Source organism: Campylobacter sp. IFREMER_LSEM_CL2127 (genome assembly GCF_025771745.1).
GTDB lineage: Bacteria > Campylobacterota > Campylobacteria > Campylobacterales > Campylobacteraceae > Campylobacter_D.
Map to the genome: position 1 here is coordinate 116,387 of NZ_JAKMQV010000003.1, position 26,986 is coordinate 143,372.

22 protein-coding genes are annotated in these 26,986 nt (G+C 31.2%); 2 read left to right on the forward strand and 20 right to left on the reverse strand.

All coding sequences use genetic code 11. The features are described 5' to 3' along the window. Nucleotide 1: 1 nt before the first annotated feature. From nuoL to L8V77_RS03905, 20 genes are all read right to left on the reverse strand, one after another. Nucleotides 2–1,804, reverse strand: a complete 1,803-nt coding sequence (nuoL, locus tag L8V77_RS03810; protein WP_263706778.1) for an NADH-quinone oxidoreductase subunit L — start codon at nucleotides 1,802–1,804, stop codon at nucleotides 2–4. After that, nucleotides 1,792–2,103: an NADH-quinone oxidoreductase subunit NuoK gene (nuoK, locus tag L8V77_RS03815; protein WP_039667768.1), complete on the reverse strand. Its 312-nt coding sequence runs from the start codon at nucleotides 2,101–2,103 to the stop codon at nucleotides 1,792–1,794. The genes nuoL and nuoK overlap by 13 nt, the downstream gene beginning before the upstream one ends. Then, nucleotides 2,103–2,609, reverse strand: coding sequence for an NADH-quinone oxidoreductase subunit J (locus L8V77_RS03820; RefSeq protein WP_263679527.1), 507 nt, complete (start codon nucleotides 2,607–2,609; stop codon nucleotides 2,103–2,105). The genes nuoK and L8V77_RS03820 overlap by 1 nt, the downstream gene beginning before the upstream one ends. Further along, nucleotides 2,602–3,234 (reverse strand): NADH-quinone oxidoreductase subunit NuoI, encoded by a 633-nt coding sequence (nuoI, locus tag L8V77_RS03825; protein WP_039668894.1) that lies wholly within the window; start codon nucleotides 3,232–3,234, stop codon nucleotides 2,602–2,604. The genes L8V77_RS03820 and nuoI overlap by 8 nt, the downstream gene beginning before the upstream one ends. Nucleotides 3,235–3,242: 8 nt before the next feature. Continuing rightward, nucleotides 3,243–4,241 (reverse strand): NADH-quinone oxidoreductase subunit NuoH, encoded by a 999-nt coding sequence (gene nuoH, locus L8V77_RS03830; protein WP_039619340.1) that lies wholly within the window; start codon nucleotides 4,239–4,241, stop codon nucleotides 3,243–3,245. Continuing rightward, nucleotides 4,238–6,691: an NADH-quinone oxidoreductase subunit G gene (locus L8V77_RS03835; RefSeq protein WP_263706780.1), complete on the reverse strand. Its 2,454-nt coding sequence runs from the start codon at nucleotides 6,689–6,691 to the stop codon at nucleotides 4,238–4,240. The genes nuoH and L8V77_RS03835 overlap by 4 nt, the downstream gene beginning before the upstream one ends. Further along, complete coding sequence (locus tag L8V77_RS03840) at nucleotides 6,688–7,404, reverse strand: hypothetical protein (protein ID WP_263706782.1); 717 nt, start codon at nucleotides 7,402–7,404, stop codon at nucleotides 6,688–6,690. Before L8V77_RS03840 ends, L8V77_RS03835 begins: the two co-directional genes overlap by 4 nt. After that, nucleotides 7,401–7,628, reverse strand: a complete 228-nt coding sequence (locus L8V77_RS03845; protein ID WP_263662748.1) for an NADH-ubiquinone oxidoreductase subunit E family protein — start codon at nucleotides 7,626–7,628, stop codon at nucleotides 7,401–7,403. The genes L8V77_RS03840 and L8V77_RS03845 overlap by 4 nt, the downstream gene beginning before the upstream one ends. Beyond that, nucleotides 7,625–8,851: an NADH dehydrogenase (quinone) subunit D gene (nuoD, locus tag L8V77_RS03850; RefSeq protein ID WP_039619347.1), complete on the reverse strand. Its 1,227-nt coding sequence runs from the start codon at nucleotides 8,849–8,851 to the stop codon at nucleotides 7,625–7,627. Before nuoD ends, L8V77_RS03845 begins: the two co-directional genes overlap by 4 nt. A gap of 1 nt (nucleotide 8,852) precedes the next feature. After that, a complete protein-coding gene (locus L8V77_RS03855) occupies nucleotides 8,853–9,644 on the reverse strand; it encodes an NADH-quinone oxidoreductase subunit C (protein ID WP_263706785.1) in 792 nt (263 codons plus the stop codon). Then, nucleotides 9,644–10,141, reverse strand: coding sequence for a NuoB/complex I 20 kDa subunit family protein (locus L8V77_RS03860; RefSeq protein WP_039619352.1), 498 nt, complete (start codon nucleotides 10,139–10,141; stop codon nucleotides 9,644–9,646). Before L8V77_RS03860 ends, L8V77_RS03855 begins: the two co-directional genes overlap by 1 nt. Next, a complete protein-coding gene (locus L8V77_RS03865; protein ID WP_263679533.1) occupies nucleotides 10,120–10,539 on the reverse strand; it encodes an NAD(P)H-quinone oxidoreductase subunit 3 in 420 nt (139 codons plus the stop codon). The genes L8V77_RS03860 and L8V77_RS03865 overlap by 22 nt, the downstream gene beginning before the upstream one ends. A gap of 119 nt (nucleotides 10,540–10,658) precedes the next feature. Next, nucleotides 10,659–11,327, reverse strand: coding sequence for an ATP-binding cassette domain-containing protein (locus L8V77_RS03870; protein WP_263706808.1), 669 nt, complete (start codon nucleotides 11,325–11,327; stop codon nucleotides 10,659–10,661). Next, nucleotides 11,311–12,084, reverse strand: coding sequence for an ATP-binding cassette domain-containing protein (locus tag L8V77_RS03875; RefSeq protein WP_263706787.1), 774 nt, complete (start codon nucleotides 12,082–12,084; stop codon nucleotides 11,311–11,313). Before L8V77_RS03875 ends, L8V77_RS03870 begins: the two co-directional genes overlap by 17 nt. Next, entirely contained in the window at nucleotides 12,081–12,857 is a 777-nt protein-coding gene (locus L8V77_RS03880) for an ABC transporter permease (protein WP_263706788.1), read from the reverse strand. The genes L8V77_RS03875 and L8V77_RS03880 overlap by 4 nt, the downstream gene beginning before the upstream one ends. Continuing rightward, complete coding sequence (locus tag L8V77_RS03885; protein WP_263706790.1) at nucleotides 12,850–13,815, reverse strand: ABC transporter permease; 966 nt, start codon at nucleotides 13,813–13,815, stop codon at nucleotides 12,850–12,852. The genes L8V77_RS03880 and L8V77_RS03885 overlap by 8 nt, the downstream gene beginning before the upstream one ends. Beyond that, the gene (locus tag L8V77_RS03890) at nucleotides 13,800–15,335 is read right to left on the reverse strand and encodes an ABC transporter substrate-binding protein (protein ID WP_263706792.1); all 1,536 of its coding nucleotides are present in this window, start codon (nucleotides 15,333–15,335) and stop codon (nucleotides 13,800–13,802) included. The genes L8V77_RS03885 and L8V77_RS03890 overlap by 16 nt, the downstream gene beginning before the upstream one ends. Before the next feature lie 42 nt (nucleotides 15,336–15,377). After that, nucleotides 15,378–17,321 carry a BCCT family transporter gene (locus tag L8V77_RS03895; protein ID WP_263677383.1) on the reverse strand — a complete coding sequence of 648 codons (1,944 nt, stop codon included), beginning with the start codon at nucleotides 17,319–17,321 and terminating at the stop codon, nucleotides 15,378–15,380. Nucleotides 17,322–17,420: 99 nt separating this feature from the next. Then, entirely contained in the window at nucleotides 17,421–19,232 is a 1,812-nt protein-coding gene (locus L8V77_RS03900) for a pentapeptide repeat-containing protein (RefSeq protein ID WP_263706793.1), read from the reverse strand. After that, nucleotides 19,232–22,987, reverse strand: a complete 3,756-nt coding sequence (locus L8V77_RS03905) for an Eco57I restriction-modification methylase domain-containing protein (protein WP_263706795.1) — start codon at nucleotides 22,985–22,987, stop codon at nucleotides 19,232–19,234. The genes L8V77_RS03900 and L8V77_RS03905 overlap by 1 nt, the downstream gene beginning before the upstream one ends. A 206-nt stretch (nucleotides 22,988–23,193) precedes the next feature. On the opposite strand from L8V77_RS03905, the gene L8V77_RS03910 reads away from it, so the two are divergent. Continuing rightward, nucleotides 23,194–23,772, forward strand: coding sequence for a cytochrome C (locus L8V77_RS03910; RefSeq protein WP_263706796.1), 579 nt, complete (start codon nucleotides 23,194–23,196; stop codon nucleotides 23,770–23,772). Nucleotide 23,773: 1 nt separating this feature from the next. Then, nucleotides 23,774–26,293, forward strand: coding sequence for a molybdopterin guanine dinucleotide-containing S/N-oxide reductase (locus L8V77_RS03915; RefSeq protein ID WP_263706797.1), 2,520 nt, complete (start codon nucleotides 23,774–23,776; stop codon nucleotides 26,291–26,293). Nucleotides 26,294–26,986 lie beyond the last annotated feature (693 nt).

Consider the following 26,986-nt stretch of genomic DNA (forward strand, 5'->3'; position numbering starts at 1 on the left):
TCTACACCGCCAACGCTAAACAAAATAAACATACAAAAGCCAACACTGTAATTCTTAAAACCAAAGAATAATCCTTACCTATGCTAAGAGTTCTAGCAAAAGTTTTAAGGAAAAATGCAACACTATCTACCAAAGTATCTAAAATTTCTTTATCAGCTTTTCTTAAAAATTCACAAAATAAAGCATATTTACTAACAATAAATTGATGATAAAACCTTGGTATATAGTATTCATTAAACAAAAGCTTATAAAGACTTGTTTTAGAAAGTGAAGGTTTAAACCAATTTTTCCAATAAGCTATAATAGCTAAAAGCACCCCAAGCACTGCAGCAGCACTTGCAAGCACCATAACTAAAGAATTTTGTCCATCAATAAAAGCTAAGTTTTGACTCACAAACTCCATAAAACTATGCTCAAAAAATCCTGCAATAATAGCAAGTAAAGCCAAAGGACTCATCGCAAGCAAGGCTATTTTACTAGCTTCATGAGGATGTTCTTCATGTCTTTTTGGGGTAAAAAATACAAGCATTAAAAGCCTAAAACTATAAAAAGCTGTCATAAAAGCTGCTATTAAAAGCACCAAGAAAATTCCATGATGATGACTTATAAAAGAAAATCCTAAAATTAAATCTTTAGAGAAAAATCCTGCAAAAGGATAAATTCCTGCCAAAGCCAAAGAGCCTATAAGCATCAAAATAGCACTAAAACGCATACTTTTATAAAGCCCACCCATTTTACTAATGTCAAGCTTATCATTCATCGCATGCATAACATTACCTGCACCTAAGAATAATAAAGATTTAAAAAATGCATGAGTTGCTAGATGAAATAAAGCTATAGCATAAGCTCCAAGACCTGCTGCTACAAACATATACCCAAGTTGAGAAAGTGTTGAATAAGCAATAATTCTTTTTAAGTCTTTAGCTACCATAGCCATAGAAGCGGCAAAAAGCGCTACAAAAGCTCCAAGTATAGCGATAAAATATCCTACTTCAGGAACTTGCAAATAAAGCTCTCCAGCACGAATCACCAAATAAACTCCCGCAGTAACCATAGTCGCAGCATGGATTAGCGCTGAAACTGGTGTAGGTCCTGCCATAGCATCAGCAAGCCAAGTATGAAAAGGAAATTGCGCTGATTTACCCATAGCACCCACAAAAAGTAAAAGCGCTATTAAAATCAAAATCATATCATTTTCATGCCCTAAAGATAAAAGGGTAAAAAACTCATCGTATTTTAAAGAATTGAACTCTATATAAATTAAGAAAATTCCTAAAAGCAAAGCCAAGTCTGCGATTCTATTCATGATAAATGCTTCATTAGCAGCAAAGGTGTATTTTTCATTATGATACCAAAAACCTATCAAAAGCCATGAACAAAGTCCAACACCCTCCCAGCCTATGAAAAGTCCTAAGAAATTATCACTCATAATCAAGAACATCATAGAAAAAACAAAAAGTCCCAAATAGCTAAAATAGCGATTAAACCCTTCATCATGCTCCATATAAAATATACTATACAAATGCACAAAAGTAGCAACTATGCTTACTACATTCATCATAACTAAAGTAATAGAGTCTATTTTGAAACCAAAACTAACATCTACCAAAGATATCCAAGTGCCAAGTTCAAAGTTAAAATGCACTCCATTACTTAATAAAATAATTGAAGCAAATGCTGAAAAAGCTATAAATAAAGAAGCTAAATAACCTAAAATAATTTTCTTAGCACTAAAAGCAAAAATACCTAAAACAATAGCTGAAACCAAAGGAGAAAAAAGTGCAATTAAGGCTAAATTTTGCATTTTAACTCTCCTTTTTCAGCTAAAGAGCTAAGCTCTAGTGTTCCTGTTTTTCTATACCATAAAACACAAAGTGCTATCCCAACAGCTACTTCACAAGCTGCAACCCCCATTACAAATAAAGCAAAAATTTGTCCTTCTATATCTTTATGGGAAGCCCCTGCTGTAACTAAGGCCAAATTAGCAGCATTTAATAAAATTTCACTTGAAATAAAAAGCATAATTAAATTTTGGCGTTTTATAATACCTATTAGACCAATGATAAACATCAAAATAGCCACAATGTAGTATTTTTCTAACATCATTGCTCATCCTTTTTTATATTTTTTTGAGTAAGTGCTATAGCGCAAATTAAAGCTATTAAAAGTAAAATTGCCATAAATTCAAAAGCGAGCATGTATTTTGTAAATAAAGTAAAACCTATTTGCTGAGTTGAATCAAGATCATAAACTTCACTAGTTTCATTTAAACCAAAGTTATAGCCCATAATAATACTAATTAACAAAATAGCACTAAAAATCACAGCAAAAATAAATACTCTTTTACCTTTTAGACTTTCCTTTACTTTTATCGAAGCATCAAAAAACATCATAGCAAAACTATAAAGACCTAAAATAGCCCCGCTATAAACGATAATTTGAATCGCTCCAATAAATTCAGCATTAAGTAAAAAATAAAATCCGCTCAAAAAAACCATAGCCGCAGCCAAAGAACTAATAGCATAAAGTACACTAGTACTTAAAACGCTAATTAGAAAAAATCCCAATACCAAAACACTTAACAAACAAAAAGCTATCGTTTCAAACATTTTCTTCCTTTGGGGTATCTTGCTGTCTTTGCAAATCTATCTCATAATAATTTGGAGTTTTCTTTACTAAATCATCAGCATCTTTTCTTAAACTACCACTTCCTTCAAACACCACTTGATTTTTAAGCTCATCAATAGGAGTTAAAAAATCTTCCTTTTGACCAAAATAAGATCTTTGTTCTGCTGCATTTTCATACTCTTTGCCATGTACAATAGCAAGTTCAGGACAAACATCAGCACAAAAGCCACAATAAATACAACGCCCTAAATTGATACTATAATTTTCAACCTTTTTACGTCCATCTTCGCTTAAACTTGTTTCCATTCTTATGCAATTACTAATACAAATTTTTTCGCACAAGCCACAACCAATACAACATTCATTTTCACTTTCAATAAAACGCATTAAGCGATGAACTGCACGGTAGCGATTATCTAAGGCAACTTTTTCCATAGGATATTTAATCGTTGCACTATTATTCTTTTTAAACATTTCTCTTAATACGACAAATAAACCTACAAAAAGTTCTGTATTCAAAGAACGCTTGATTACTTGTATGAATTTTTCATAAGCATTTTGAGGATTTTTACGCTCAAAATCTACTTTAAAATAACCTTTTTTCATTGTTTTTCCTATATCACAAGCACTAAAGCACTAATTAATAAATTTAAAACCGCTAAAGGAATTAAAATCAAATAACACATTCTCATTACTTGATCAGGACGCAGTTGCGGAAAAGCACCTCTAGCCCAAAAATACCAAAAGAACACAAAAGAAACTTTCAAAAGCATCATAATAGCTCCTGGTATAATCCAAAAATCATTAAATCCACCCAAAAATAAAAGCGATATCATAATCGCTCCGGTGATCATGGCTGTATATTCACCAATAAAAAACATACCCCATCTAAGCCCACTATATTCGGTGCCATAACCTGAAACAAGTTCAGTTTCATTTTCACTTAAACAAAGTGGGGTTCTATTAGTTTCTATAAAAATGGCTATTACAAATAAAATAAAAGCTAAAGGCTGTTTAAAAATAAGCCAAGAAAGTATGCCTTCACTTTGATAATTATTAATATCTACCAAAGACAAAGAACCAACAAGCATTACAACACATACCAAAGAAAGTCCTGCAACGCTCTCATAAGAAATGATAGAAACAAGCCCTCTTGCTCCACCTAGCAATGACCATTTATTATTACTAGCCAAGCCTCCTAAAAAAATCGCATAAAAACTAACCCCGCCCATACCTATGACAAATAGTAAGGCCACATTAATATCAGCGATAATAGGACGAATCACTCTACCAAATAAAGTAAATTCAGGAAAAATAGGTATAGCTGCAATTGCCACAAAAGCACAAATTGCTGCAATCAATGGAGCGATTAAAAACACCACTTTTTGAGCATAAGTTGGCACTATATCTTCTTTAGTAAAAAGCTTAATCATATCAGCAACTACTTGAAGCAATCCAAAAGGACCTACCATATCAGGCCCTAAACGACGATGAAATAAAGCCAAAGCCTTTCTTTCAAGATAAGTTGCCAAGCCTGCTAAAGTTGCAAAAATAGCTATAACAAGCACGCATTTGATAATTGTTTCTATAATAAAAAAAGTAATATCACTCATATTTTAGCTCCTACTTTTTCAAGCCAAACTTTTGCATATCGAGTATTATTAAATAAAGATTTAAAATCAATCTTACTATCATAATCCCCCAAATACGCTCCATTTTCTAAAGATTCATCGCATTTTACACTTATAGCAATTTGAGTTTTTTCATTTTTTAAAATAACACTATCATCTTGGTTTAAATCAAATTTTTGCATTAAATCAGACGATAAAAATAAAGCTCCAACCTCATTAAAAGCTCTATTGCTAAGCTTTGAAAACTGGTGAATACAATTTGCATGATATAAGGTTAAATTTCCTTCATTTTGCTCTTTGACTTCTTGAGTGCTTAATGTTTTTTCAAACTCAAAATGAGAAAAATCAAGCTCATAGCCTCTATGATTTGCCCCACCATTATCATAATGATTTTCCAACTCATCAAAATCAATTGCCCTAAAGCCTTTATTTTGTGGTAAAAATTTAGTATAGTTGATTGTAAATTCCTCATCAAAACCTAAAGCATTTGCTAAATCATTTAAAAAATAACCTTTAAATTCTAAAGCTGCATTTGTAGGAACTAATCTTTTGTCATAATTTACAAAGCTACCTTCTTGTTGATTTAAACTAGAACTTGCAAGATCAAAATGCCCATCATAAGAAAAAGTAAAATCGCCTTTTTCGTTATAACCTAGTGTTTTTCCCGCTTGAAAATCTTGACTTAAATCACAAATTAAACTCACGCCTAAAGTATTGGTGCAAGTTGGATTTAAAAAGACTTTAAAATCAGTATATTTTTGCACCAAAGCACAAAGTTTTGCTAGCTTTGCACTTTGCTCATCATAGTAAAAATCACTTCCTATAATAAGTGTAAATTTTTGCTTTTTAGCTAATAAAGTTTCTAAAATATCCTCATCTATGCCAAGATTTTTCGCATAATTTGATCTTTGCACTTCTATGCTTTTTTTAATTTTTTTAGGCACAAGTTTTTTAACTTCTTCTATAATAGTTTCACCATTTTCATTTTGCTTTTCTGTCTTTTCAATAACTTCTTCATTAATAGTTTCTTCTATTTCTTTAGTGCCTTGGTAATACGCATTTTCTAATGTATTTTTAAAATCTTGCGGAAACTCTTTGGCAAATTTTTGCAAGATAAATAATAAAATACTTTCATTATCTTTAATATCATGATTAATCTGCAAGAAATTTTTAGAATATTTATCCACACCCTTATCTTTTATAGGGTGAAAATATAGCCCTGCACCTTTATTCACCACTAAAGCATTATTAACTTTATATCCTAGCGTTGGCGCATCATAGCGTAAAAACGAACCTACGATGATTAAAAAATCACTTTGAGTGATATCATCTGTATTTGCATTATACATTGCATTTGCATTTTGATAAAAACAAGCTAGGAAATCTTGGAATTTTTTAGCTTCATGGTTTATAAGGTTAAGATTAAATTTTTTACTTAAATTTTGCAAGATTAAAGCTTCTTCATTGGTAATAAAACTATTAAATAAAATATTTTTTATTTCATCATTTTTTATCATATTTACTAGTTTTTCAAAAGCTTTTTCATCTTTACCTTGAACTTCATTTTGGGTATTAAAACCATATCTTGCAGCTTTATTTAGCGTAGCAAAAGCAAAATCATTACTCACTCTATAAATTTTTTCTTTTTGATTATTAATACTAGTTTGTTTAATATCATAATACATCAACTCACAATCACTTGAATGTGGATTGCTAGCTGGAATTTTCTTTAATTCCCAAGCATTAGATGTATATTGAAAAGCCGAACCCACCAAGGCTCCTGTTGGACATACACTTGTACATTCTCCACAAAATGAACAATCAAGTATATCACCACTACTTGGCGCAATTAAACTCTTTTGAAATTTAGTCCAAATCGCTAGCGCGTCTTTACTCATACTCTCTTTAAAACTTGCATCGGGTGCGTTTGCTCCTCTTGGAGTAGTTTTTAAAGCGCTTTCTCCTATTTTATCTTTACAAACTGTGATACATCTTTCACATACTATACATAAAGCTGGATCATAATTAATCTCGCCCCATTTTTTATGCTCTTTATGGGTATCTTTAATCCAATAATTTTGCACATTCACTCTTGCTTTATGTGTAAAGTTTTGAAGCTCACATTCGCCAGATTTATCACATACCCCGCATTGTAAAGGGTGGTTGATACAATATGCTTGCATGATAGCATTGCGTTCATCCCATAAATTTGGCAAATCACTCTCTACTACCATACCTTCTTTAACTTTAGTATTACAAGAATAAACCTTTTTACCATCAGCTTCTACCATACACATACGACATGCAAGTGTTGGAGAACAACCATTTAAATAACAAATTGCAGGAATGAAAATATCATTTTTTCTTGCGACATTTAAGATATACTCACCCTCATTTGCCTCACATTCTATACCATTAATGATAACTTTCATTTTATAACCTTAACTTGAGCTTTTGAAAAAGCAAAACCAGCGCTTTCATAATCAAACAAAGCCACCGTGCCTTTTAAATCATGATTGATTTTTACTATAGTTGTAAATTCTTGAGTGTTTATTTTTAAATTAATTTTATCCTCATCCTTAACCTTGGCAATCAAAGCAAAAGATGGAGAACAATGCAAATTTTTATCCTCTAAAGGTGCTTGCATGATGATAGTTCCGTCAAAATTATCAAGTTCTAAAAGTTCACTAAAAGAATTTTGTATTGACAAATTTTCTTCATTTTCTTTAGAACAAATCAATAAAAGTTCAAATTTATGACAAAGTTTTTCTAAAAAATACTTAATATTTTCAAAGTCTTTATGTTGGTATAAATTTTCATCAAAAATAATACACTTTGCTTCTTTTAAAAACTCCAAAATCTCTAAAGCCTCTTCTTCGCCAAAGCAAGATTCAGCACTTAAATAACCCTCATCAAGCTCGTTAAATTCAGTATCCAAACTTATCTTACAAAGTAATGCAAGCACAAAAGGCACACTCGCAATCTCACATTTATAAAAGCTTGCTTTTAAATTTTTATCTTCTAAACAGGAAATATTGTAATTTTTACTTTTGTTAAGCTTAGCACAAAGTGAAGGATTTTTTAAAGAAAGCAAATCCACAAAACACAAAGCATTTAAGCCTTCTTGATATTTTGCTAATTTCATTGTCCTACCTTTTTAAAAACTATAGTCCAATCTACTTGATTAAATTTTAAAGAATTTAAAAGTTCACAATTTCGCTCTTTTATGAAAGCAAAACTTTTTTCTACATTAGAAAAATCTCCTATTTCAAACAAAACCACTAAAACTTCACCCATATAGGCTTTTTGAATGATTTGTTCTAAATCCTTAAATAAATCTTGACTTTTTCTTAAATCCACGCGTCTCATCGGTCTATCTCACCTAAAACTATATTAATACTTCCTAAAATCGCCACCGCATCAGCCAAATATGACCCTACAAGCATTTCTTCTAAAAATGCACAATGAAAAAAACTTGGGGTTCTAGCTCTTAATCTATATGGCCTACCGCTACCATCTGAGTGGATAAAAAATCCAAGTTCGCCTTTTGGACTTTCAGTTGGTACATACACCTCTCCTTTTGGTGGTTTTAAGCCTTGGGTTACTAGGACAAAATGTTGCATAAGCGAATAATTTTGTGTCATGATTTGCTCTTTTGAAGCACTTACATACTCAGGATGATTGCATAAAATTTCAGGCGGAGTATCTTGATAAAGCTTAGCACATTGAACTAAAATTTTTAAACTTTCTCTAAATTCTTGCATATAAACTTTATATCTTGCATAAGAATCACCCATTTTAGCCACAGGTACGCCAAAATCTACCTCATCATAAAGCAAATAAGGTTCTTCTTTTCTAACATCATAAGCAATCCCGCTTCCTCTTAGCATAACCCCGCTACAACCCCAACTTAGCGCTTGTTCTTTACTTACCACTCCTACATTTTCAGTTCTTGCACGCCAAATTCTATTATCATCAAGCAAGGCTTCATAATCTTTTATATCATTTGGAAATTTATTGCAAAATGCCAAAAGCTCATCTAAAAAACCTTCAGGTAAATCAAGCATTACCCCGCCTATTCTCATAGATGAATGTGTAAGTCTTGCCCCACAATATTTTTCTATTAGATCAAGCACATATTCACGCTCTCTAAAGCAATATAAAAATACTGTCATCGCACCAATATCAAGAGCATGTGTAGCAAGCCATAGCAAATGCGAAGCAATGCGGTTTAACTCAAGCAAAATCATCCTTATCACACTTGCTCTGCGTGGAATTTCCAAACCACAAAGTTTTTCCACAGCAGCTACATAGGCATAATTATTTGCACTAGCTGCGATATAATCCATTCTATCGGTAGTTGGGATAAACTCTTGATAGATCATATTTTCAGCCATTTTTTCCATACCACGATGCATATAGCCTATGCAAGGAGCAGCCTTGGTGATTTCTTCTCCATCAAGTTCTAAAATAAGGCGTAAATTTCCATGAGCGCTAGGGTGTTGGGGACCAAGATTTACTATCATAGTACCATCTTCACGCTCAAAGCTTATATTTTCATAATAAGGTTTTAATTTAGTAGAAATTTGCATTTTATCTTCTCTTATCTAAAATTTTTATTTGCGTTCTTTTAGCTTTTTTCACAAAAGGCACGCCACCTTCTTCTTGATATTCTTGTAGATATTTATCTTCTCTTGGGGCTTCGCCTTTACCAACCTCATGATAAATTCTGCTAAAGTTTAGCGTGTCTTTTTCATCTACAAAACCTGGATCTCTATTTTCCTCACCTACAACCTCGCGATATTCTTTTCCAAAAATTTTATCTATCTCGTACCATTTAGCAAATTCATCACCATGCAAAGGATAGCTTTTTAAAAAAGGATGTCCATACCAATCATCAGGCATTAAAAGTCTTTTTAAATTCGGATGATTGATAATGAAAATTCCAAACATATCATATATTTCTCTCTCGCACCAATTAGCACCCTTAAAAACACTCATAACACTTTGAAGTCTTTCTTTTAAACCAACGAAAGTCTTTATTCTCACTCTTAAATTTTTCTCCATATTTAAAAGCTGATAATATACTTTAAAACCTTGTTTTTGAGCGACAAAATCAATCGCACTTGCATCAGTAAAACAACTATAACCTAAATTTTTAAGCTTGCTAAGAATAGCAACATTATCATCTTTATTTATTTCAATCACCCAAAAATCAAGCTCTATAAAAGAATTTTTTAACTCAAATTCTTGGCTTAAAATTTGATGATCACTCTCAAAAACACTACTCTCTGTACTTAGTTTTTTAGTTGCAGATGCATGGTAAAATCTATCTTCATAATAATTTTTTAGCTGAGCATTTTTCTTATCGCTATATTTTCTCATCATATAAGCCTTTTTGGAGCTATTTTTCTGCTTGCTTTTTCTTTACGAATTCTTTTTTGCAAAATCATCAAAGCAAATTGAAAAGTTTCAGGGCGTGGGGCGCAACCTGGTACATAAATATCAACAGGAATGATTCTATCTACCCCTTGAACGGTAGAATAAGTATTAAACATACCACCGGTATTTGCACAAGAACCCATAGAAATAACCCATTTAGGATCAGGCATTTGATCATAAAGTCTTCTTGTAAATTCAGCATGTTTTTTGCTTAAAGTACCCGCTATAATCATTACTTCAGATTGTCTTGGGCTTGCTCTAAAAATCGTTCCAAATCTATCAAAATCATATCTTGCACCACCTGCTGCCATCATTTCAATAGCACAACAGGCAAGCCCATAAGATAGTGCCCATAAAGAATTACTCCTACCCCATTGCACTAACTTATCAACCGTAGTTAAAACAACTGGCGCATTGCTCATTTTTTGATACTCTGCCATGCGAATGCTCCTTTTTTATAAGCGTATAAAAAACCTATTGCAAGCAATAAAATAAAAACAAATACTTCCACTAAGGCAAATAAAGATAGGCCATAATTTGAAAGCTCTGCGGTTAAATCTTTAAAAATTACCGCCCAAGGAAATAAAAATACTACTTCAATATCAAGCAAAATAAAAATCAAAGCAAAAACAAAGAATTGAGAATTAATTTTGTTTGCTTGCTTAGAAGCCATAGGCCCACACTCATAAATCCCAAGTCCGAGTTTTTTTCTATTATGAGAGGCGAGTTTGGATCCTATTTTAGAAGAAATGTACACCAAAGTAAAAAATATAACACTTGCAATAACAAGCATTGCAAAGATGCCAAAGTATTGATGCTCTATAGTTGCGTGCGTCATAATAAACCTTTTATTCAAGCATAATTAAAATTTATTTTACTTTAACTTAGCTATATAAAAACTTATTATCAAAAAAATAATTTTTTAAGTATTTCAAAATGAAACAATTTTTATCTTTATTATAAAAACACTTTTTTATGGCATATATCTTGCAAGATTTTTTCTTGATGAGAAATAAATATATAAGTAATATCGTGCGTTTTTTGAAAAGTGTGCAAGTAGTTTAAAATTTTATAAGCAGTCACCACATCAAGCGCTGCTGTGATTTCATCTAAAATAAGCAATTTTGGCCTTAAAAGCAAAGCTCTAATCAAACCTAGTCTTTGACTTTGACCACCACTTAGCTTAGAGGGTTTTAAATTTAAAATATCTTTTTCAAGTTCAAAAGCATCAAAAAGCTTAAAAAGCTCTTCAAAATCGGGCTTAAGTTTAAAATTTTCATATACATCAAGTAAAAGTCTTTTAGTGCTTTTATAAGGATTTAAAGCTAGCTTTTGATCTTGGAAAACATATTGAATTTTTTGGCGTAATTTTCTTTGAGTATTAAAATCTAAATTTAATATATTTTCATTTTCAAACAAAACTTCTCCAGTATTTGCTCGTTCAAGCATACAAAGAATTTTAGCTAGAGTGCTTTTACCACTGCCACTTTCCCCACAAAGCAATAAATTTTCATTTTGTTCTAAAGAAAAACTCACATCTTTAAAAACAAAAATTTCTTCTTCTTTTAAATACCAGTGTTTTTTAATTTTATAAGACTTGCTTAAATTTTTAACTTCCAAAAACATTTTCATTCTCATAAAGTTCTAGCAATTCTTTTGCAAAAGTTCCTTTTGGATTGCTTAAAAATTCTTTCATAGGCATTTGATAAAGCAAAGTTTTATCTTCTATGATAGCCACCTCATCGCAAAGCTCTTTGGCTAAATTTATATCATGCGTGATGAAAATGAGATTTTTAAATTGTGTTTTTAGCTCTTTTAAAATAGCGATGATTTTTTCTTCATTAGCTCTATCAAGAGAACTTGTAATCTCATCACACAATAAATACTTAGCCTCGCTTAACAAAGCTAGCGCTATTTGAATGCGTCTTGCCATACCACCACTTAACTGATATATAAAAGAATGCCATAAAAGATCATGATTTTTAAGCCCTAAACACTCAAAATAATAAAAGGCCTTTTCTTTAATCTCTTTTGTGCTTAAATTAGTATGAGTTTTTAAAACTATATTAAAATAACTCCCTATATCAACAAGAGGATAAAAACTCCCATAAACATCTTGAAAAAGTAAATTTACCTTAGCTCTTAAGGCGTTTAGCTCTTTTTCTTTTAAAATTAAAATATCTTTTTGGTCTATCTGAAATTTTTGCGCATTGAGTTTATAGTGTTTATCAAAAAGCTTAATCATGCTTTTTAAAAGCAAGCTTTTTCCTGCTCCACTTTTACCCATGATAGCCAAAGCTTTGCCATCTTCTAAATTAAGATTTACATCCTTTAGTAAGATTTTATCTTTAAAGCTAAGGTTAAGATTTGAAATTTCTATCATGCTTTAATCTCTTCTTGTAAATCATTACCCAAAGCAAGCAAAGGCAAAATAAGCATAAGTATAAAGGCTACTGGAAAAACTATCATCCACCAAAATCCTAAAAACACAGCCTTGCTTGCTTCATTTAGCATATTTCCTAAACTTGGAGTCCAAAGCTCTACACCCAAACCAAAAAAACTCAAAGTGGCTTCACTTGTAATAGCATGAGCAATATTTAAAACAAAAAGCACAAAAAGCAAATTCCAACAAGCAGGCAAAAGTTCACTAAATAAAGCTTTCATCTTGCTAGAACCTAAAATGATAGCATTTTGATAAAACTCAAGTTTTTGAAATTTATTCAGTTGGGTATCAAGCACCTTTGCCACAAAAGCAAAATGCCCCAAAGCGATGATAAAAATCATACTCCATAAAGATCCTGCCAAAAAACTTTGAAAAAACATAATCACAAGCAAAGAAGGTAGCGCTAAAAGCATATCAAGCACCCTAGCAAAAAAAGCATAAGCAAAAAATCTTGTTAAAAACACATAAGCACAAGCAAAAAGCACACTAAAAAATGCTGCCATTAACCCTACAAATAAAGAAACACGCAAGGCGTATAAAATACGCGTAAAAACATCCCTGCCAAGTAAATCTGTGCCAAAAATATGACTTAAATTTGGGGCTATTTTAGCCTTACTTAAATCCACTAAATTTGGATCATAAGAACTTATTAAAGGTGCAAAAAGTGCTAAAATAAAACTTAGCAAAATCATCACCACACAAAACTTACGCATTAGCAAACCTTGGATTAATCATCTTGCAAATTATTTCTACGATCAAATTTACAAGCACCACCACCAAAATGCTAAAAATCACCACAGCTAGCACCACAGGATAATCTTTAAACAATATGCTTTTAATCACCAAATTTCCCACACCCTCATAAGAAAACACACTTTCTACTATATAAGTTCCCATTAAAAAACTCACAAAAGAAGCACCAAAATACGCAAGTATAGAACCAAAAGCATCTTTTAACACAAAGTGCAAATAAATTCTTGTTTTGCTAAGCCCTCTTGCAAAAGCACTTTCTATAAAGCTTTGATTTAAACTATCAATCAAACTTGTTCTTATAAAACGCACAAAAACAGCTAAATGCGAAAGCACTAAAGCACATACTGGTAAAAACAAATGCCACAAACGATTAAACACATCATCTTCAAAGCCAATATCAGCAATAGCCGAACTTGGAAAAAGCTTAAAAAATACAGCAAAAACCAAAATAAGCATTAGTGATAAAGAAAAAGCAGGTAATGCAAAAAAGCTCATCGTTGAAAAAGTGATAAATTTATCTAAAAAGCTATCTTTATAAAGAACACAAAAAAGCGCTAAAACCAAAGACAACACAAAAAGCACCAAAAAAGCTAAACTCCCTAGTATGATGGTATAGGGAAGTTTTTCTTTTAAAATTTCACTAACCTTTTCTCCGCTGATTAAAGAGTAGGAAAAGTCGCCTTTCATAGCATTAAAAAGCCAATTTTCATACTGCTCTAATAAAGGTTTATCTAAATTTAAATTACGCTCGATTTGCTCTTTTATTTTAAGGCTAGTTCCTTGAGGCACACTAGCAAAGACCACACTTCCTTTAGCATGATAAATCATCACAAAGCATAAAAAACTCGCAAAAATCATTAAAAAAAACGCCCATAAAAGGCGTTTAAAAATGAGTTTTAACACTAATTTTTGCTCCACTCATAAGCATTCCAAGTAAAACCTACTCCATGATGACCTAAAATGTGAGGTTTTATACCTTGGATATTTTTAGCAAAAACCAAAGGATAATCAATATAAGCTATAAATAAAAACGCAGGATCTTTATATAAAGCATCAATAAATTCTTTATAGTGTTTTTTTCTTTCATTTACATCAAGTGAATTTCTAGCCTTTGTCAAAGCCTCATCAACTTTAGCATTTTGATAATGGCCAAAATTCCATCCACTTGAGTTTAAAGCACTATCTTGAGAGCTTGCAAAAACTCTAAAGGTGTGAAAATCAGGATCATAAGGACTACCCCAACCCACTAAAAAGCTATCAATTTTCGTATAATCAAAACTTCCACTTGGCTTAGCAACTGCTTTTGCTTTTATGCCAAGCTTTAAAAACTCACTTTGCAAGATATTTACCAAAGCCACTCTTAGCGGATCTTCACTCATAGCATACATTTCAAAGCTAAATTCTTTGCCATTTTTTTCTAAAATGCCATTTTTGTTTTTCACAAAGCCCGCTTTTGCTAAAAGCTCATTTGCTTTTTTTACATCATAAGCATAGCTTGCAAATTCTTTAGGATTTGCCCATGATTTTTCTAAAGGATGATTTGCTACTTTTCCAAAAGAATGCAAAAGTGAATTTATAATAGCTTGTTTATCGATAGCATAATTTAGCGCTAAACGCACATTTTGATCTTTTAAAAACTCATGATTAAAATTAAACATCAAAGCACGGTAATCAGCCGAAGGCTCTATAAGCATTTTAAAGTTTTTATCATTTGCAAAATTTGAAGCTAGAGCAAAATCAACCAAAGCTACATCAATAGAACCATTTTTAAGCTCAATAGCACTTATACTTGGATCTTTAATGTGTTTTAGTATGAGTTTTGGTGTTTTTACCTTAGCTAAATGATAATTTTCATTTGCTTCTAAGATCATGTATTGACCTTGTTTCCATTGCTTTAGCTTATATGATCCTGTTCCTATAGGCATTTGATTAAATTTGGTGGTATTTAAATTTTCTTTTTCAAGTAAGTGTTTTGGTAAAATCCCTACACTCAAAGCATCTAAAAATGCAGGAAAAGGCTTTGAAAGTGTGATAGACAAGTGATAATCATCGATGATTTTTACTTCCTTAACTGCGTCAAAATTTACTTTTGAAGGCGAATTTAACTTCTCATCTTTTAAAGCATTTATACTAAATTCCACATCTTTAGCGCTAAATTTAGCCCCATCATGCCACAATACATCATCTCTTAAAGTAAATTCATAAACAAGCCCGTCCTTGCTAACTTTCCAAGAACTAGCAAGATCAGGTGCTAATTTCATATTCTCATCAAAGCGTGTAAGCCCTGAAAACACAAGAGCAATTGCCACATCATGATCTTCACTAAAAAGCGGATTAATACGCTCTGGCTCATTCTCTACTGCTATAACAATCGTATCTTTTGGCGTGGTAGCAAAAAGATTTAAAGCACAAAAAAGCATGATAAAAAATCTCAACATAAAAGGCCTTTCTTATAAAATAAAGTGAAATTATAACGCTTTTTAATCATAAGCTTTGGTAAAAATTTCATTTTTATCATCAAATAAAAGTTGCAAATACCTCTCATACTGCTTTAGTATATCTACGATGATTTCTTGTTCGTTTAAATACTCTATATTATAACCATTACGCGAATCAGCAAAGAAAGTTTGTGGCTCAAAAATAAATTCTTTAGAATAAGTTGGCATAAATTTATCATCGATTATGCTTTGGCTTGCTTGTTTTTTTACTACTTGCACTCCATAGATAAAATCTTTTGCAAATTCTTTTTTTATAATCAAACTTATACTTGATTTTTCTTGAACAATTTGTGTTTTTAAGCCGTAATTTTTTAGACTTTGGCTGAGTGATTCCATAGCATTTTTAACTTTGGTATTTAAGAAATTTTGTATATCTTGTTCTTTACTTTGTTTTAAAATTCTAGCTAGTCTTTCTTGCCAAAATTCCCCTGAAAAATACACACTGCTTTGACTAAGCTTAGTTAAAGAGTAATTTACATCTACGATTAAACCTTTAAGCAGTGAAAAACACATCAAACAAAGCAAAAAGGCAAAAGGTAAAGCCACTATCATAGTGATACTTAAAATCGCTCCCAAACCACCTGAATACAACAAAGAAGTAGCCAAAAGTGCAAGTACAAAACCCCAAAGGATATTTTGCCATTTATATGGCTCATGAGCCCCACCACTGCTTAAAGAATTTAACACAAATATCCCACTATCTGCTGAAGTGATGAAAAACAAAGCTAAAACCAAAAGTGCAAGCAAAGAGCTAAAATAAGAAAAAGAAAAATTTTGTAAAAAATAAAAAAGCAAGCTTTCAGGTGCTGAAGTAAAAGGACTTAAAATATCATTGAAATTTAAAGCACTATTACCAAAAATGCTAAACCAAAGTATATTAAAACTAGTAGGCACTACAAGCACACCAAAGATAAATTCCCTTATCGTTCTACCGCGAGAAATTTTAGCGATGAAAAAGCCCACAAAAGGCGCCCAACTAAGCCACCAAGCCCAATAATAAATAGTCCAGTTATTAAACCACTCTATATGTTCTTTTTCATAATAATAAGTCTTAAAGCTCAAAGAAATTAAATTTTGCAAATAATTGCCAATATTAGAGCTAAATTGCGAAAGAATTTGAATGGTGTTGGTTGAAAAAAGCACAAAGAGCATTAAACACACTGCAAAAACCAAATTTGCTTCACTTAAAATTTTTAAACCCTTTGTTAAGCCACTAATCGATGAAAGCGTAGCTAAAGAAATGATGATGATTATAATCACGCTTTGTTCTAAAAAGCTTTGCTCGTTTAAAATGCCTAAATTTAAAAATCCAGCATTAAGCTGAGAAGCACTATAGCCAAGTGTGGTACTAATACCAAAAACCGTGACAATCAAAGCTAGCATATCAACTAAATTTCCCCAAAAGCCATAAATTTTGTCTTTAAGCAAAGGGTAAAAAGCACTACGCAAGCTAAGAGGCATTTTATATCTAAAACCAAAATACGCCATAGCCAAAGCACATACCCCATAAATAGCCCATGGGTGAATTCCCCAGTGAAAGATAGTATGTAGCATAGCTTCTTCATCGCTTGTTTGCAAGGCTTTTTTATGTATGAGAGGTTCAGCCACACCAAAATACATAAGCCCCACACCCATACCCGTAGCAAAAAGCATAGCAAGCCATGAAGTGAATTTAAAATGAGGCTTTTCATCATCATCGCCGAGCTTGATATCGCCAAATTTTGAAAGTGCAAGTGCTAGCATAAAACACACAAAAAAACTTACGCTTAGTATATAAAACCATGAAAAATTTGCAAAAATCCCGCTTTTGATATGATTGATAAAATCATTTGTAAGTTTAGGTAAGAAAATACAACTAAGACTTAAGATGATTATAATGCTAATGCTTGGAATAAAAACTGATTTTTTAAAACTTGTCTTTAGCATGGTACTCCTTTTTGGATGATTTTCATTATACCATAAGCTAAAAACGAGCAAAATTTGAAAAGCAAAAAACATAAAAAAGGCTTTAATAAGCCTTTTAATTTAGCTTGGCACTATGGAGTTTTTACGTGCGGTTTTTTGGAGCGAGAATATACAGAGTAAAAGTATAATACTATATAAAACACTAGTGGATTTTATGACATTTGATGTGATTTTATCTTGCTTTATAGCTTTAGAAATTTCGGTATATTTTTTACCTAAAAATTCTGTTGCTATGGTTAAATTTTGTTCTTTTAAATCTAAGATATTATCTTTGTTTTCTATGATTAGCTTCTTAGCCGCATCTAGTTCTACAAAAGAAACATCTTGATAATGCCAAGATAGGTTAAAATCTTTATGAGAAATTTTTGCAAGATTTAGAATAGAACTAGAATTTAAATCTTGAATGATTTTTTCAATTTTACTTTCATGAAGTTTTTCTGATGAAAAAACACCTATAAAAGGGTTGATAAATTGTGGTTTTTCGATTAGAACAACAGAAAAAACAATATATCCAAAAGCTACAATAGAAAAACGCGAGTATTTTTCATAAAAAAATATCAAACTAATAGAAGAAACTAATAAAATATAACAACACACAATAAGAGCCTCTAAAGTTTGAAAACATAATAATAAAAATACACCATATCCCATACTCACAAATAAAAAAAATCGAGATGTGCGTAATTTAAATATGCTTTTACAAACAATCAAAGAAACGAAAGCTATAATTATAACCGCTACAAAAGCTAGTACAACTATAAAACCATAAACCGATTTAACAGCACCATCGTTTTGTAGCCAAAAAAGAAATGAAGCATACAATGCAATCATTACAACTGTGAAATTAAGTATTTTTAAAAAACTTGTGTGATGATTACTAGTGTTTCTATATACAAACAACAATGTAAAATTAATCCATTCGGTAAAATTATATAATTCTTCTTTTAAAAATTTTACAGTAGTATTTTTAGAATCTATATTATCATTTATGCTTTTAGCTTTTATCATAGTTTCTTTTTCTTTTGCATAAAGTTCTAGTTTATGCCATTCTTGAGCTTCTAAAATATTATTTTGGCTTATCAAAACATCTTTTATAACCCTAAAAGAATCTTTTAAATTTTTAGCACATCTTAATTTATACTCATTTTTAATCTTGCAAAGCTTTTTTTCATCTTTTTGTATTTCGATATCATTTTTAATTTCATTTTTATGAGTCTCGTATTTGTAATTATCTTCTATATATTTTTCAACTGATTCAAAATCTAAATTATTTATATTGACATTTGTTAAATTTACAGCTTTTTGCTCTTTAAAATAACAGGCACTAAAATTCGGAGCTTTATCAAATTTAACCCCATAAAAACAAGCTGTCTTTTCAAATTCACATTCATGAAAATCAGCATAACTTTTAAAAAAAGAATTATTAAAGTAAATAGCATTTAAAAATTTACAATTATCAAAAATAAACTCTTTTACAAAAGAACACTTCTTAAATTTAATATCTCCTTTTATCGATACTTTACTACAACTAATTTTTTCAATACTACAATTTAAAAAATACATGCTATCACAAGAAAAATCATCAATAAAAATTATATTATTTATAACACAATCAATAAAAGATATGCTTTTGATTTCAACATCTTCTATATATTTTTTAATAGAAATATTAGCTTTTATTTGACATTTATTAAATATTATTTCATAATTTTTCAAGCGATGAATATCAAACTTATTGATGGTTTTGTTTACAATAGTAAATTTATTTTTTACAAGTTTCAAGTTATTAGATTTATTATAAATAACATCTTTTATATTTACTTTTAATGATTTAGCAATCATCTCTTTTTTTGCTTGTATTGTCTCTTCCATCATTTTCCTTCAATTATTTTTATTTCTTCTTCGTTTAGGTTGTAAAGTTTATAAACGATAGAGTTTATTTTATCTTCTTGGGTTTTGGTGTTTGCGTTTTTATCTTGCTCTTTTAAATTTAAAATCTCATCGACTAAGCTTATAAGCTCGTTTGCTAGTTTTTCATTTTTAGAATTTATTTTTGGTATAGGAAATTTTTCTACATATTGATTTGATAATAAAAAACCTTTATCTGAATACAAATGCCCGATATTTTTAAAATAATAAAATATCAAACTAGAATTTAAAAATCCCAAAAGATATTTAAGTTCATTTTTAGAATTTCCTACCATAAAAGCCATAGAATCCAATAAAACACACTCATTTTCTAAAATAAAACTCGGTTCTTGGGTTACTCTTTGCCAGCCTATCTTTTCTTTTTCAAATTCTTCCAAATAAGCACAATTTCTAAGGTTATAAGGTGTTTTTCCTTTGTCAGTTCTTTTTTCTAAAGTTTTATAATACGGCTTTAAATGCTGTTTTAAGCTAGGATATTCATCTATGTTTATCGCTTCTACCTTTTCTCCACTTTTGCTTTTATAGCCATTGTGAGTGTTGATCACCCAAAGCCCTGCCCACTCATAACTATATCTTTTTATATCTCTACCGCGTAGCATTTTGTGTATGAGTTTGGCCGTGCGTTCTTTTTCGGCTTCATCTTTGCATTTAGTTAAAATTTCATCTCTTTTTTCAGTAGTAATGATAAAGGCTTCATTAAGCCCTGTTAAAATTCCACGATATATATTAAGCCCATGCCAATCTTTAAGCGGAGTGCCGTGATTTTCTATCTTTGCTTTTAGTGCATTTGTGCTTTCATCGTTAAAAGTAAAGCATTCTTTGCTTAAAGAATTTTGTGCGATTTTGTTAAAATTTAAAATGCTTTCTATGTTAAAGTCGTTTTCTTTTAAAAGCTCGGTGTTTGGGGCTAGGTATTTGAAGCTATTATCTTTAGCTTTTGCTTTTTCAAAGCTTAGTATGGAAGTATCTACCGTAGCACTTTCAAAGACTTTTATGCCATTTAGATCGATGTATTCTAAAAGTGTGGTATTTTTGAGTAAAAACTCTCTTAAAGCTTCTCCATAACCTGCTCTTGTGTATTTGTTTGAAGTGATGAAAGACAAAACACCATTTTGCTTTAGCACATTAAACCCAAGCTCATAAAAGTAAGTATAAATGTCGCTTGTGCCTTTATATACTTTATAGTTTTTAGCTAAATTTGGCTTTAGTTCTTTGATGTCTTCTTGTCTGATGTAAGGTGGGTTACCGATGATGAGATCAAACCCTTGAAAACTCCCGCCCTCATCAAGCACTTCGCTAAATTCAAAACGCCATTCAAAAGGATTTGCACTTTCTAAGTCAAATATACTCTCATAAAGCTTTTTAAGCTTTTTAAATTCTTTCTTAGCAGCACTTTCATCAAAGTCAAATTCAAACATATTTTTAGAGAAAAATGCTCTAAAATTCTCATCTTTTTCATCTTGCGCTAAAAAATCGCCGTATTTTTTAGAGTATTCATTAGCACCATTGGTAAGTTGCTTGATCTCTTTGGCAAATTTGTCTTTTAAGCAGAAATTTTTAAAAGACTCTTTGAGGTTTTTGATCTCTTTTGCGATGAGAGTTTTGTCGGTGTAAAAGCCTTCTTTGTAGTCTTTGACTATGCGTTTGTATTTATCCATACGTTCTTTGATGTTGGGGTAGTGAGAAAGGCTTTTGTGAATTTCAAAATAACTTATAAGCGAATTCCCGCATTTTATGTTGATATCGATGTTTGGTAGGGTTTTAAGATCATGATAGTTTGTATCATCAAAGCTTTCATAAAAGCTGTGTTTTAAAAGCTCTATCCAAAGCCTTAGTTTAGTGATCTCACATGAGTTTGGGTTGATATCTACTCCAAAAAGATTGTTTTCTATGATGTCTTTTTTACGCTCAAAAAGTTCTTTTTGACAAAGGTGGGTTTTGTCTTTGTCAAAATCGGGGCGTTTATACTCTAAAAACTGGCCTTTGTGATTTTGCACTAAAATTTCATCATTTTGCACGCTTAGGTAAAAGTCCTCTTCAAACAAACCAAGCTCATAATGCACCATAAGCATGGCATTTAAAGCTGAAACTAAAAAATGCCCACTTCCCACCGCAGGATCGCAAATGCGTATGGAATTTAGCAAGGCTAGTTTTTGTTCTTGAGGGATTTTTTCTTGGCGTAGCTGGGTTCTTAGCTCGTTTAACTTGGTGGCATTTAGCTTAAAAGCATGGTTAAACTTATCAAGCACGACTTTTTCTATGCTTGCTTTACACATATATGAAGTGATAAAGCTTGGAGTGTAAAAACTACCTTCTTTGTAGCCATTTAGCTTTTCAAAGACATTTCCCAAAACGCTTGAGTTGATGAGTTCTTTTTGTTTGATGAGTTCTTCGCTTTGCTCATCTGCTCCAAAATCAAAGCTGTCTAAAAACTCAAACAAATACTCAAGCAAACCTACTTTGCCTTTTTTACTTTTTCCCTTGTCATCTTTTAACTGCGTGTGTGGGTGGTACTCTAGCAAAGCGTCATTTTCTAAAGTGGCGATTTCTAGTGTTGTTTTTTCGATGGCTTGTTTTTCAAAAAGCGATGAATTTAAATAAGGCAAATAGCTAAATTTACTCTGCGTCCTTGTGTGCTTTTCTTTAGCTAAGATATCAAAGAAAAGATGTGAAAGGGTGGTGAAATTTGGAATTTTTTCATAGTTTAGAAATTTAAGGGTTTTATCATCGTTAAATCTAACTAAATTAGACTCTATAAGCTTTAAAAATAAAATGCGGTTTAGCCAAAGTATGATGAATTTTAGCACCTCTTCAAAGTCATGCTTTGGAAGTTTGCTCGCTATGAGATGATAAAGTGTACCTTGAGCTTGTTTGCTTTGCTCACTTTGCGTGATGATGAATTTAGAAAGCTGTTTGCTCTCGCTTAAACCTAAGATGTATAAAAGCTCTTTATAGAATGCGTTGTTTAGTGAGTTTGCGTCATTTGGGCTAAATTCATTTAGCAAAAAGTCTCTATGAAAGGTTTTAAAAATGCTTGCTAGGTTTTTGAAATTTGATTTTTGCTTGTCTTTTAAAAAGGCTAAATCGATAAAAAAGCCTTTTAAGCTTTCTTTGGAATTTTCTATGAGCTTGCCTGCTTCTTTGTAAAATTCATCGGTATTGCCTTTAAAAAGTGAGTTTGGACTTTGAAATTCTTCAAAAAGCTTTTTAAAGCTTGTGTTTTTATAAAAAAGCTCTTCAAACTCACTAGCTTTGAAAATGTAAAATTTATAAAAGTCTGTGATGATGATAAATTTCAAGCTAAAGCTATGTTCTCTATTTCTAAAATAATACAAAATAGCCTCATGCAAGGCTTTGGAATTTGGCTTTGTGTGGGTGATAAATTCTTTTGAGTTGGGCTTTTTAGCTTCGATGAAAACTTCTAAGTCTTTGCTAAGCTCATCTTTAGCGATGGCTAAGTCGATCTCGCTTTTGCCTTTTTGTTTGGTTTTGATGTGGGTTTTGAAATTTAGCGTGGTTAAAAATGGACTAAGCGCATTAGCTACAAGATAGTCTTCATTTTCACTTTGTGAGCTTTCAAGCCTTTTTATATACTGCGTTAAAGCCTTGCTAAAAGTGTCAAATTCATTTTGTGTGATTTGCTTTTTGCGGTAGTAGGGGTTGAAAAAATCTTTTTCATTTAACAAAGTAAAGTGCATTTTTAACCTTTATAAAGAATATTTTGTATTTTACTAAAATTTACTTTAAAGGATTGAAAAGACTTTATGAAAATATAAAAACAAATAAATTACAAATCAATAAAAAATTATTAAATAATATTTAATTTTACATTTTTTGTGCTAAGAAATTTTTAATTTTATTGATATACAATAAGTTTATATCAAAAAAATGTCAAGGAGGCAAAATGGGAAAAATTTTGGTTTTCTGCTTAGCACTTGTTTCTTTTGTTTGTGCTAAAAATGAATTTTTTACAAGTGAAGTAAGCTCACTTTACTTAAGCAAAAATGACACAAAAGCTGTTGGTAGATTGCTACCTACAAATCCTTTTAAAGTATTAAAAACTGATGGAGATAAAGTTTTAGTCAAGATCACAGGCTATATTAATCCTGCTTCGCCTTCTGTACTTTATTATAACGATAGTCAAAGAATCATAGTTGCTGCATTTTCTAAAAATACAAAACTTGATTTTAAAACTTACACAAAAAGCAAAAATGGCAAATGGGATAAAGCTACCATAGAAGTTTGGACTGACAAGAAAGATTTTGCAAAAAGCAATAAAGAAATGTTTATAAAAGCAAAAGAACTTTATATGAATAACTGCGGAATTTGTCATAGTGTTCATAAAGAAAGTGAATTTAGCGCTAATGGTTGGCCTGCTACTTTTAGATCAATGGTAAATAGAACAGGAATTGATAAAAAAGATCATTGGTTAGTGATACAGTATTTACAAAAAAGTGCAAAAGATTTTAAGGAGGTAAAATAAAATGGGGCTTGATAGAAGAAAATTTTTAAAAATTGGTGCTGGTTTAAGTGTATTACCTCTGGTTCCTAGTTTGGTTATGGGAAAAAGCGTTGAAGCTTCAACTATAAATTCAGGTTTAGTAAAAAATGGAAGCGTGATAACAGCAGCACATTGGGGAATTTTAAAGCTTACCATTAAAGATGGCATTGTGATCAAAAGTGAGCCATGGGAAAAAGTAACACAAATTGACAATCTCTTACAACACTATACAGCAGATATGATCTATAAATCACGTGTGAAATATCCTTATGTAAGAAAAAGTTATCTTGAAAATCCTGACAATCCAAAGCCTGAGCTTAGAGGAAAAGATGAATTTGTGCGTGTAAGTTATGATGAGGCTATAAAACTTATAGCAAAAGAACTTAAAAAAACAAGAGAGCAAAAAGGAACTCAAGCTATATTTGGTGGAAGTTATGGGTGGAAATCTAGCGGAAATATGCAAAATTGTAGAATATTACTTCATAGATTTTTAAATGTCACAGGTGGGTTTGTAGGGACTACTGGAGATTACTCAACCGGAGCTTCTCAAGTGATCATGCCTTATGTTGTAGGCTCCATTGAAGTTTATGAACAACAAACTTCATGGGAAAATATTTTAGAACATTCTAAAATAGTAGTTATTTGGGGTGCTAATCCTATCGCCACTTTAAGAATAGCTTGGACTTCAAACGACCAAAGGGGTTTGCAGTATTTTGAAAAATTAAAAAATAGCAAGATCAAGGTTATTTGTATAGATCCTATAAAAACTGAAACTGCTAAATTTTTAAATGCACAATGGATCTCCCCAAGACCAAATACAGATGTTGCTATGATGATAGGTATGGCTAGTCATCTGATCGAAAAAAATAAAGTCAATTATGAATTTTTAGAAAATTATACAAGTGGTTTTGATAAATTTAAAGCTTATTTAGATGGCAAGAATGATGGTATTAAAAAAGATGTAAAATGGGCAAGCAAAATTTGCGGGATTGATGAAAAAACCATTAAAACACTAGCTGAAAGCTTTTATGATAACCCTACCATGCTCATGAGTGGTTGGGGTATGCAAAGAGCTCATCATGGTGAACAACCTCATTGGATGTTAATAACCCTAGCTTCAATGATAGGACAAATTGGTACTAAAGGTGGTGGCTTTGGCTTAAGCTATCACTATAGTAATGGTGGGGTTCCATCATGCAAAGGTGGTGTTATAGGAGGTATTACAGCAGGAGCTGTGGGAATTTGGGAAAATGGAAAATTTAAGGGGCTACCAAAAGCAGGAGTTAGTCAAGGTGGTGCCGAATGGCTACAAAATGCTGCTAGTTATTCTTTTCCGGTAGCTAGAATAGCTGATGCTTTGTTAAATCCTGGAAAAGTTATAGACAATAATGGTTCTAAGATAACCTATCCTGATATTGACTTTATTTATTGGGCGGGTGGAAATCCTATAGTTCATCATCAAGATACAAACAATAATATAAAAGCATGGCAAAAACCAAGAACTATAGTTGTAAATGAAATTTATTGGACTCCAACTGCCAAAATGGCAGATATTATAATGCCTACTACAAGTTCTTATGAACGAGATGATATTACCATGAGTGGTGATTATTCTAATATGAATATAGTTCCAATGAAGCAAGCGGTATTACCAATAGGTAAGAGCAAAGATGACTATGAAATTTTTGCTGATATTTGTAAAGTGTATGGAGATGATGTATTTAATGCTTATACTGAAAATGGTAAAAATGCAAAAGATTTTATCAAAGAATACTACAATAGTGCTTTAAAACAAACTCAAGCTTATGGGGATGTATTTGAACCAAAAATGCCAAGTTTTGAAGAATTTTGGGCGAAAAACAAGCCTATAACTTTTTCTCCAACTATAGAAAGCATGGAATGGGTTAGATTTTCTGAATTTATCGAAGATCCTATCTTAAATGCCCTAGGTACTGAATCAGGCTTGATAGAAATTTACTCAAAAACAATCGAAAAGTATAATTATAAAGACTGCAAAGCACATCCAATGTGGATGGAACCAATAGAATGGCTAGGAAATGCTACCAAAGAAACACCTTTTCATCTACTAACCAATCACCCAACAAATAGACTCCACTCACAAATGTGCCATACTTCACTGCGTGAAAAGTATGCGGTAAATGGCAGAGAGCCTATATTGATTAACCCAATTGATGCTAAAAAAATTGGAATCAAAAATGGCGATATTGTAAGAGTTTTCAATAAAAGAGGTCAAGTTCTCGCAGGTGCTGTTGTAACAAAAGACATTATGCCAAATGTTGTAAGATTATGCGAAGGTGGATGGTATGACCCAAATGATGAAGGAATGTGCAAATATGGAAGCGTAAATGTCTTAACTATTGATATGCCAACTTCTGAATTAGCAAACGGAAACATTTCCCATACAAGCTTAGTAAATATAGAAAAATACAAAGGATTACCGCCTGAAATAACAGCATTTACAGCTCCAAAAGGTGCTGAATAAAACATTCTTTCTTAGAAGATAATTTCTTCTAAGAAAGCTAGATTTTAAAATACAAGAATTCAATATAATTTATTTCAAAAATCAATTTTAAACTAAAATTATTTTTCATGCAAATTTAATATTTAGAAATTAAACATTATAGTATCAAATAATCAAATTCAGTATTTAAAATCATAATATATCTACTATAATCTAAAATATAAAATCATATATCATAAACTTTCGAACAAATATAAAAATATCCTCCTCAACAACACTTTAACACAATCACTCCAACAAACCTACCTAAAATACTAAATTTTACAAAGATCTATTTTGCTTACTATTTCACTTAATTCTTAATTTTCAACCTATTTGCATATTAAAAACATCACAAACTCACTTACAAATACACTCCTTATAAAACAAAATCTATACCATATTTTATCCACCTTAACACTAAAATAATTTATTTTACAAGCTGAATAATAAAAACCTAAAACTAAATCAAACAAGTAAAAACTAGAAATTTAAAAATCACCTACAGCTAACAACCATAAAGAATAAAAAATAAGAATTAAAGCCCATCTGTAGTAACAACCAAGCTGACTAAACCACTAAATAAAAACAATAAAAAATAAAACAATAACCCCCAACCCACCAAATAACAATTCAATAACCAACCACACAAATCTAAGCCATAAGAAACAACCC

What these genes read in the sequence shown, in the direction of transcription:
- L8V77_RS03835 (WP_263706780.1), bottom strand. Translation starts at nt 6,691, where the DNA reads ATGAAAGTTATCATTAATGGTATAGAATGTGAGGCAAATGAGGGTGAG.
- L8V77_RS03820 (WP_263679527.1), bottom strand. Translation starts at nt 2,609, where the DNA reads ATGTTTGAAACGATAGCTTTTTGTTTGTTAAGTGTTTTGGTATTGGGA.
- nuoK (WP_039667768.1), bottom strand. Translation starts at nt 2,103, where the DNA reads ATGTTAGAAAAATACTACATTGTGGCTATTTTGATGTTTATCATTGGT.
- L8V77_RS03860 (WP_039619352.1), bottom strand. Translation starts at nt 10,141, where the DNA reads ATGGCAGAGTATCAAAAAATGAGCAATGCGCCAGTTGTTTTAACTACG.
- L8V77_RS03890 (WP_263706792.1), bottom strand. Translation starts at nt 15,335, where the DNA reads ATGTTGAGATTTTTTATCATGCTTTTTTGTGCTTTAAATCTTTTTGCT.
- nuoD (WP_039619347.1), bottom strand. Translation starts at nt 8,851, where the DNA reads ATGCAAATTTCTACTAAATTAAAACCTTATTATGAAAATATAAGCTTT.
- L8V77_RS03870 (WP_263706808.1), bottom strand. Translation starts at nt 11,327, where the DNA reads ATGTTTTTGGAAGTTAAAAATTTAAGCAAGTCTTATAAAATTAAAAAA.
- L8V77_RS03900 (WP_263706793.1), bottom strand. Translation starts at nt 19,232, where the DNA reads ATGGAAGAGACAATACAAGCAAAAAAAGAGATGATTGCTAAATCATTA.
- L8V77_RS03845 (WP_263662748.1), bottom strand. Translation starts at nt 7,628, where the DNA reads ATGAGACGCGTGGATTTAAGAAAAAGTCAAGATTTATTTAAGGATTTA.
- L8V77_RS03915 (WP_263706797.1), top strand. Translation starts at nt 23,774, where the DNA reads ATGGGGCTTGATAGAAGAAAATTTTTAAAAATTGGTGCTGGTTTAAGT.
- L8V77_RS03840 (WP_263706782.1), bottom strand. Translation starts at nt 7,404, where the DNA reads ATGAAATTAGCAAAATATCAAGAAGGCTTAAATGCTTTGTGTTTTGTG.
- nuoH (WP_039619340.1), bottom strand. Translation starts at nt 4,241, where the DNA reads ATGAGTGATATTACTTTTTTTATTATAGAAACAATTATCAAATGCGTG.
- L8V77_RS03910 (WP_263706796.1), top strand. Translation starts at nt 23,194, where the DNA reads ATGGGAAAAATTTTGGTTTTCTGCTTAGCACTTGTTTCTTTTGTTTGT.
- L8V77_RS03895 (WP_263677383.1), bottom strand. Translation starts at nt 17,321, where the DNA reads ATGCTAAAGACAAGTTTTAAAAAATCAGTTTTTATTCCAAGCATTAGC.
- nuoL (WP_263706778.1), bottom strand. Translation starts at nt 1,804, where the DNA reads ATGCAAAATTTAGCCTTAATTGCACTTTTTTCTCCTTTGGTTTCAGCT.
- L8V77_RS03875 (WP_263706787.1), bottom strand. Translation starts at nt 12,084, where the DNA reads ATGATAGAAATTTCAAATCTTAACCTTAGCTTTAAAGATAAAATCTTA.
- L8V77_RS03905 (WP_263706795.1), bottom strand. Translation starts at nt 22,987, where the DNA reads ATGCACTTTACTTTGTTAAATGAAAAAGATTTTTTCAACCCCTACTAC.
- L8V77_RS03865 (WP_263679533.1), bottom strand. Translation starts at nt 10,539, where the DNA reads ATGACGCACGCAACTATAGAGCATCAATACTTTGGCATCTTTGCAATG.
- L8V77_RS03855 (WP_263706785.1), bottom strand. Translation starts at nt 9,644, where the DNA reads ATGAGAAAATATAGCGATAAGAAAAATGCTCAGCTAAAAAATTATTAT.
- nuoI (WP_039668894.1), bottom strand. Translation starts at nt 3,234, where the DNA reads ATGAAAAAAGGTTATTTTAAAGTAGATTTTGAGCGTAAAAATCCTCAA.
- L8V77_RS03880 (WP_263706788.1), bottom strand. Translation starts at nt 12,857, where the DNA reads ATGCGTAAGTTTTGTGTGGTGATGATTTTGCTAAGTTTTATTTTAGCA.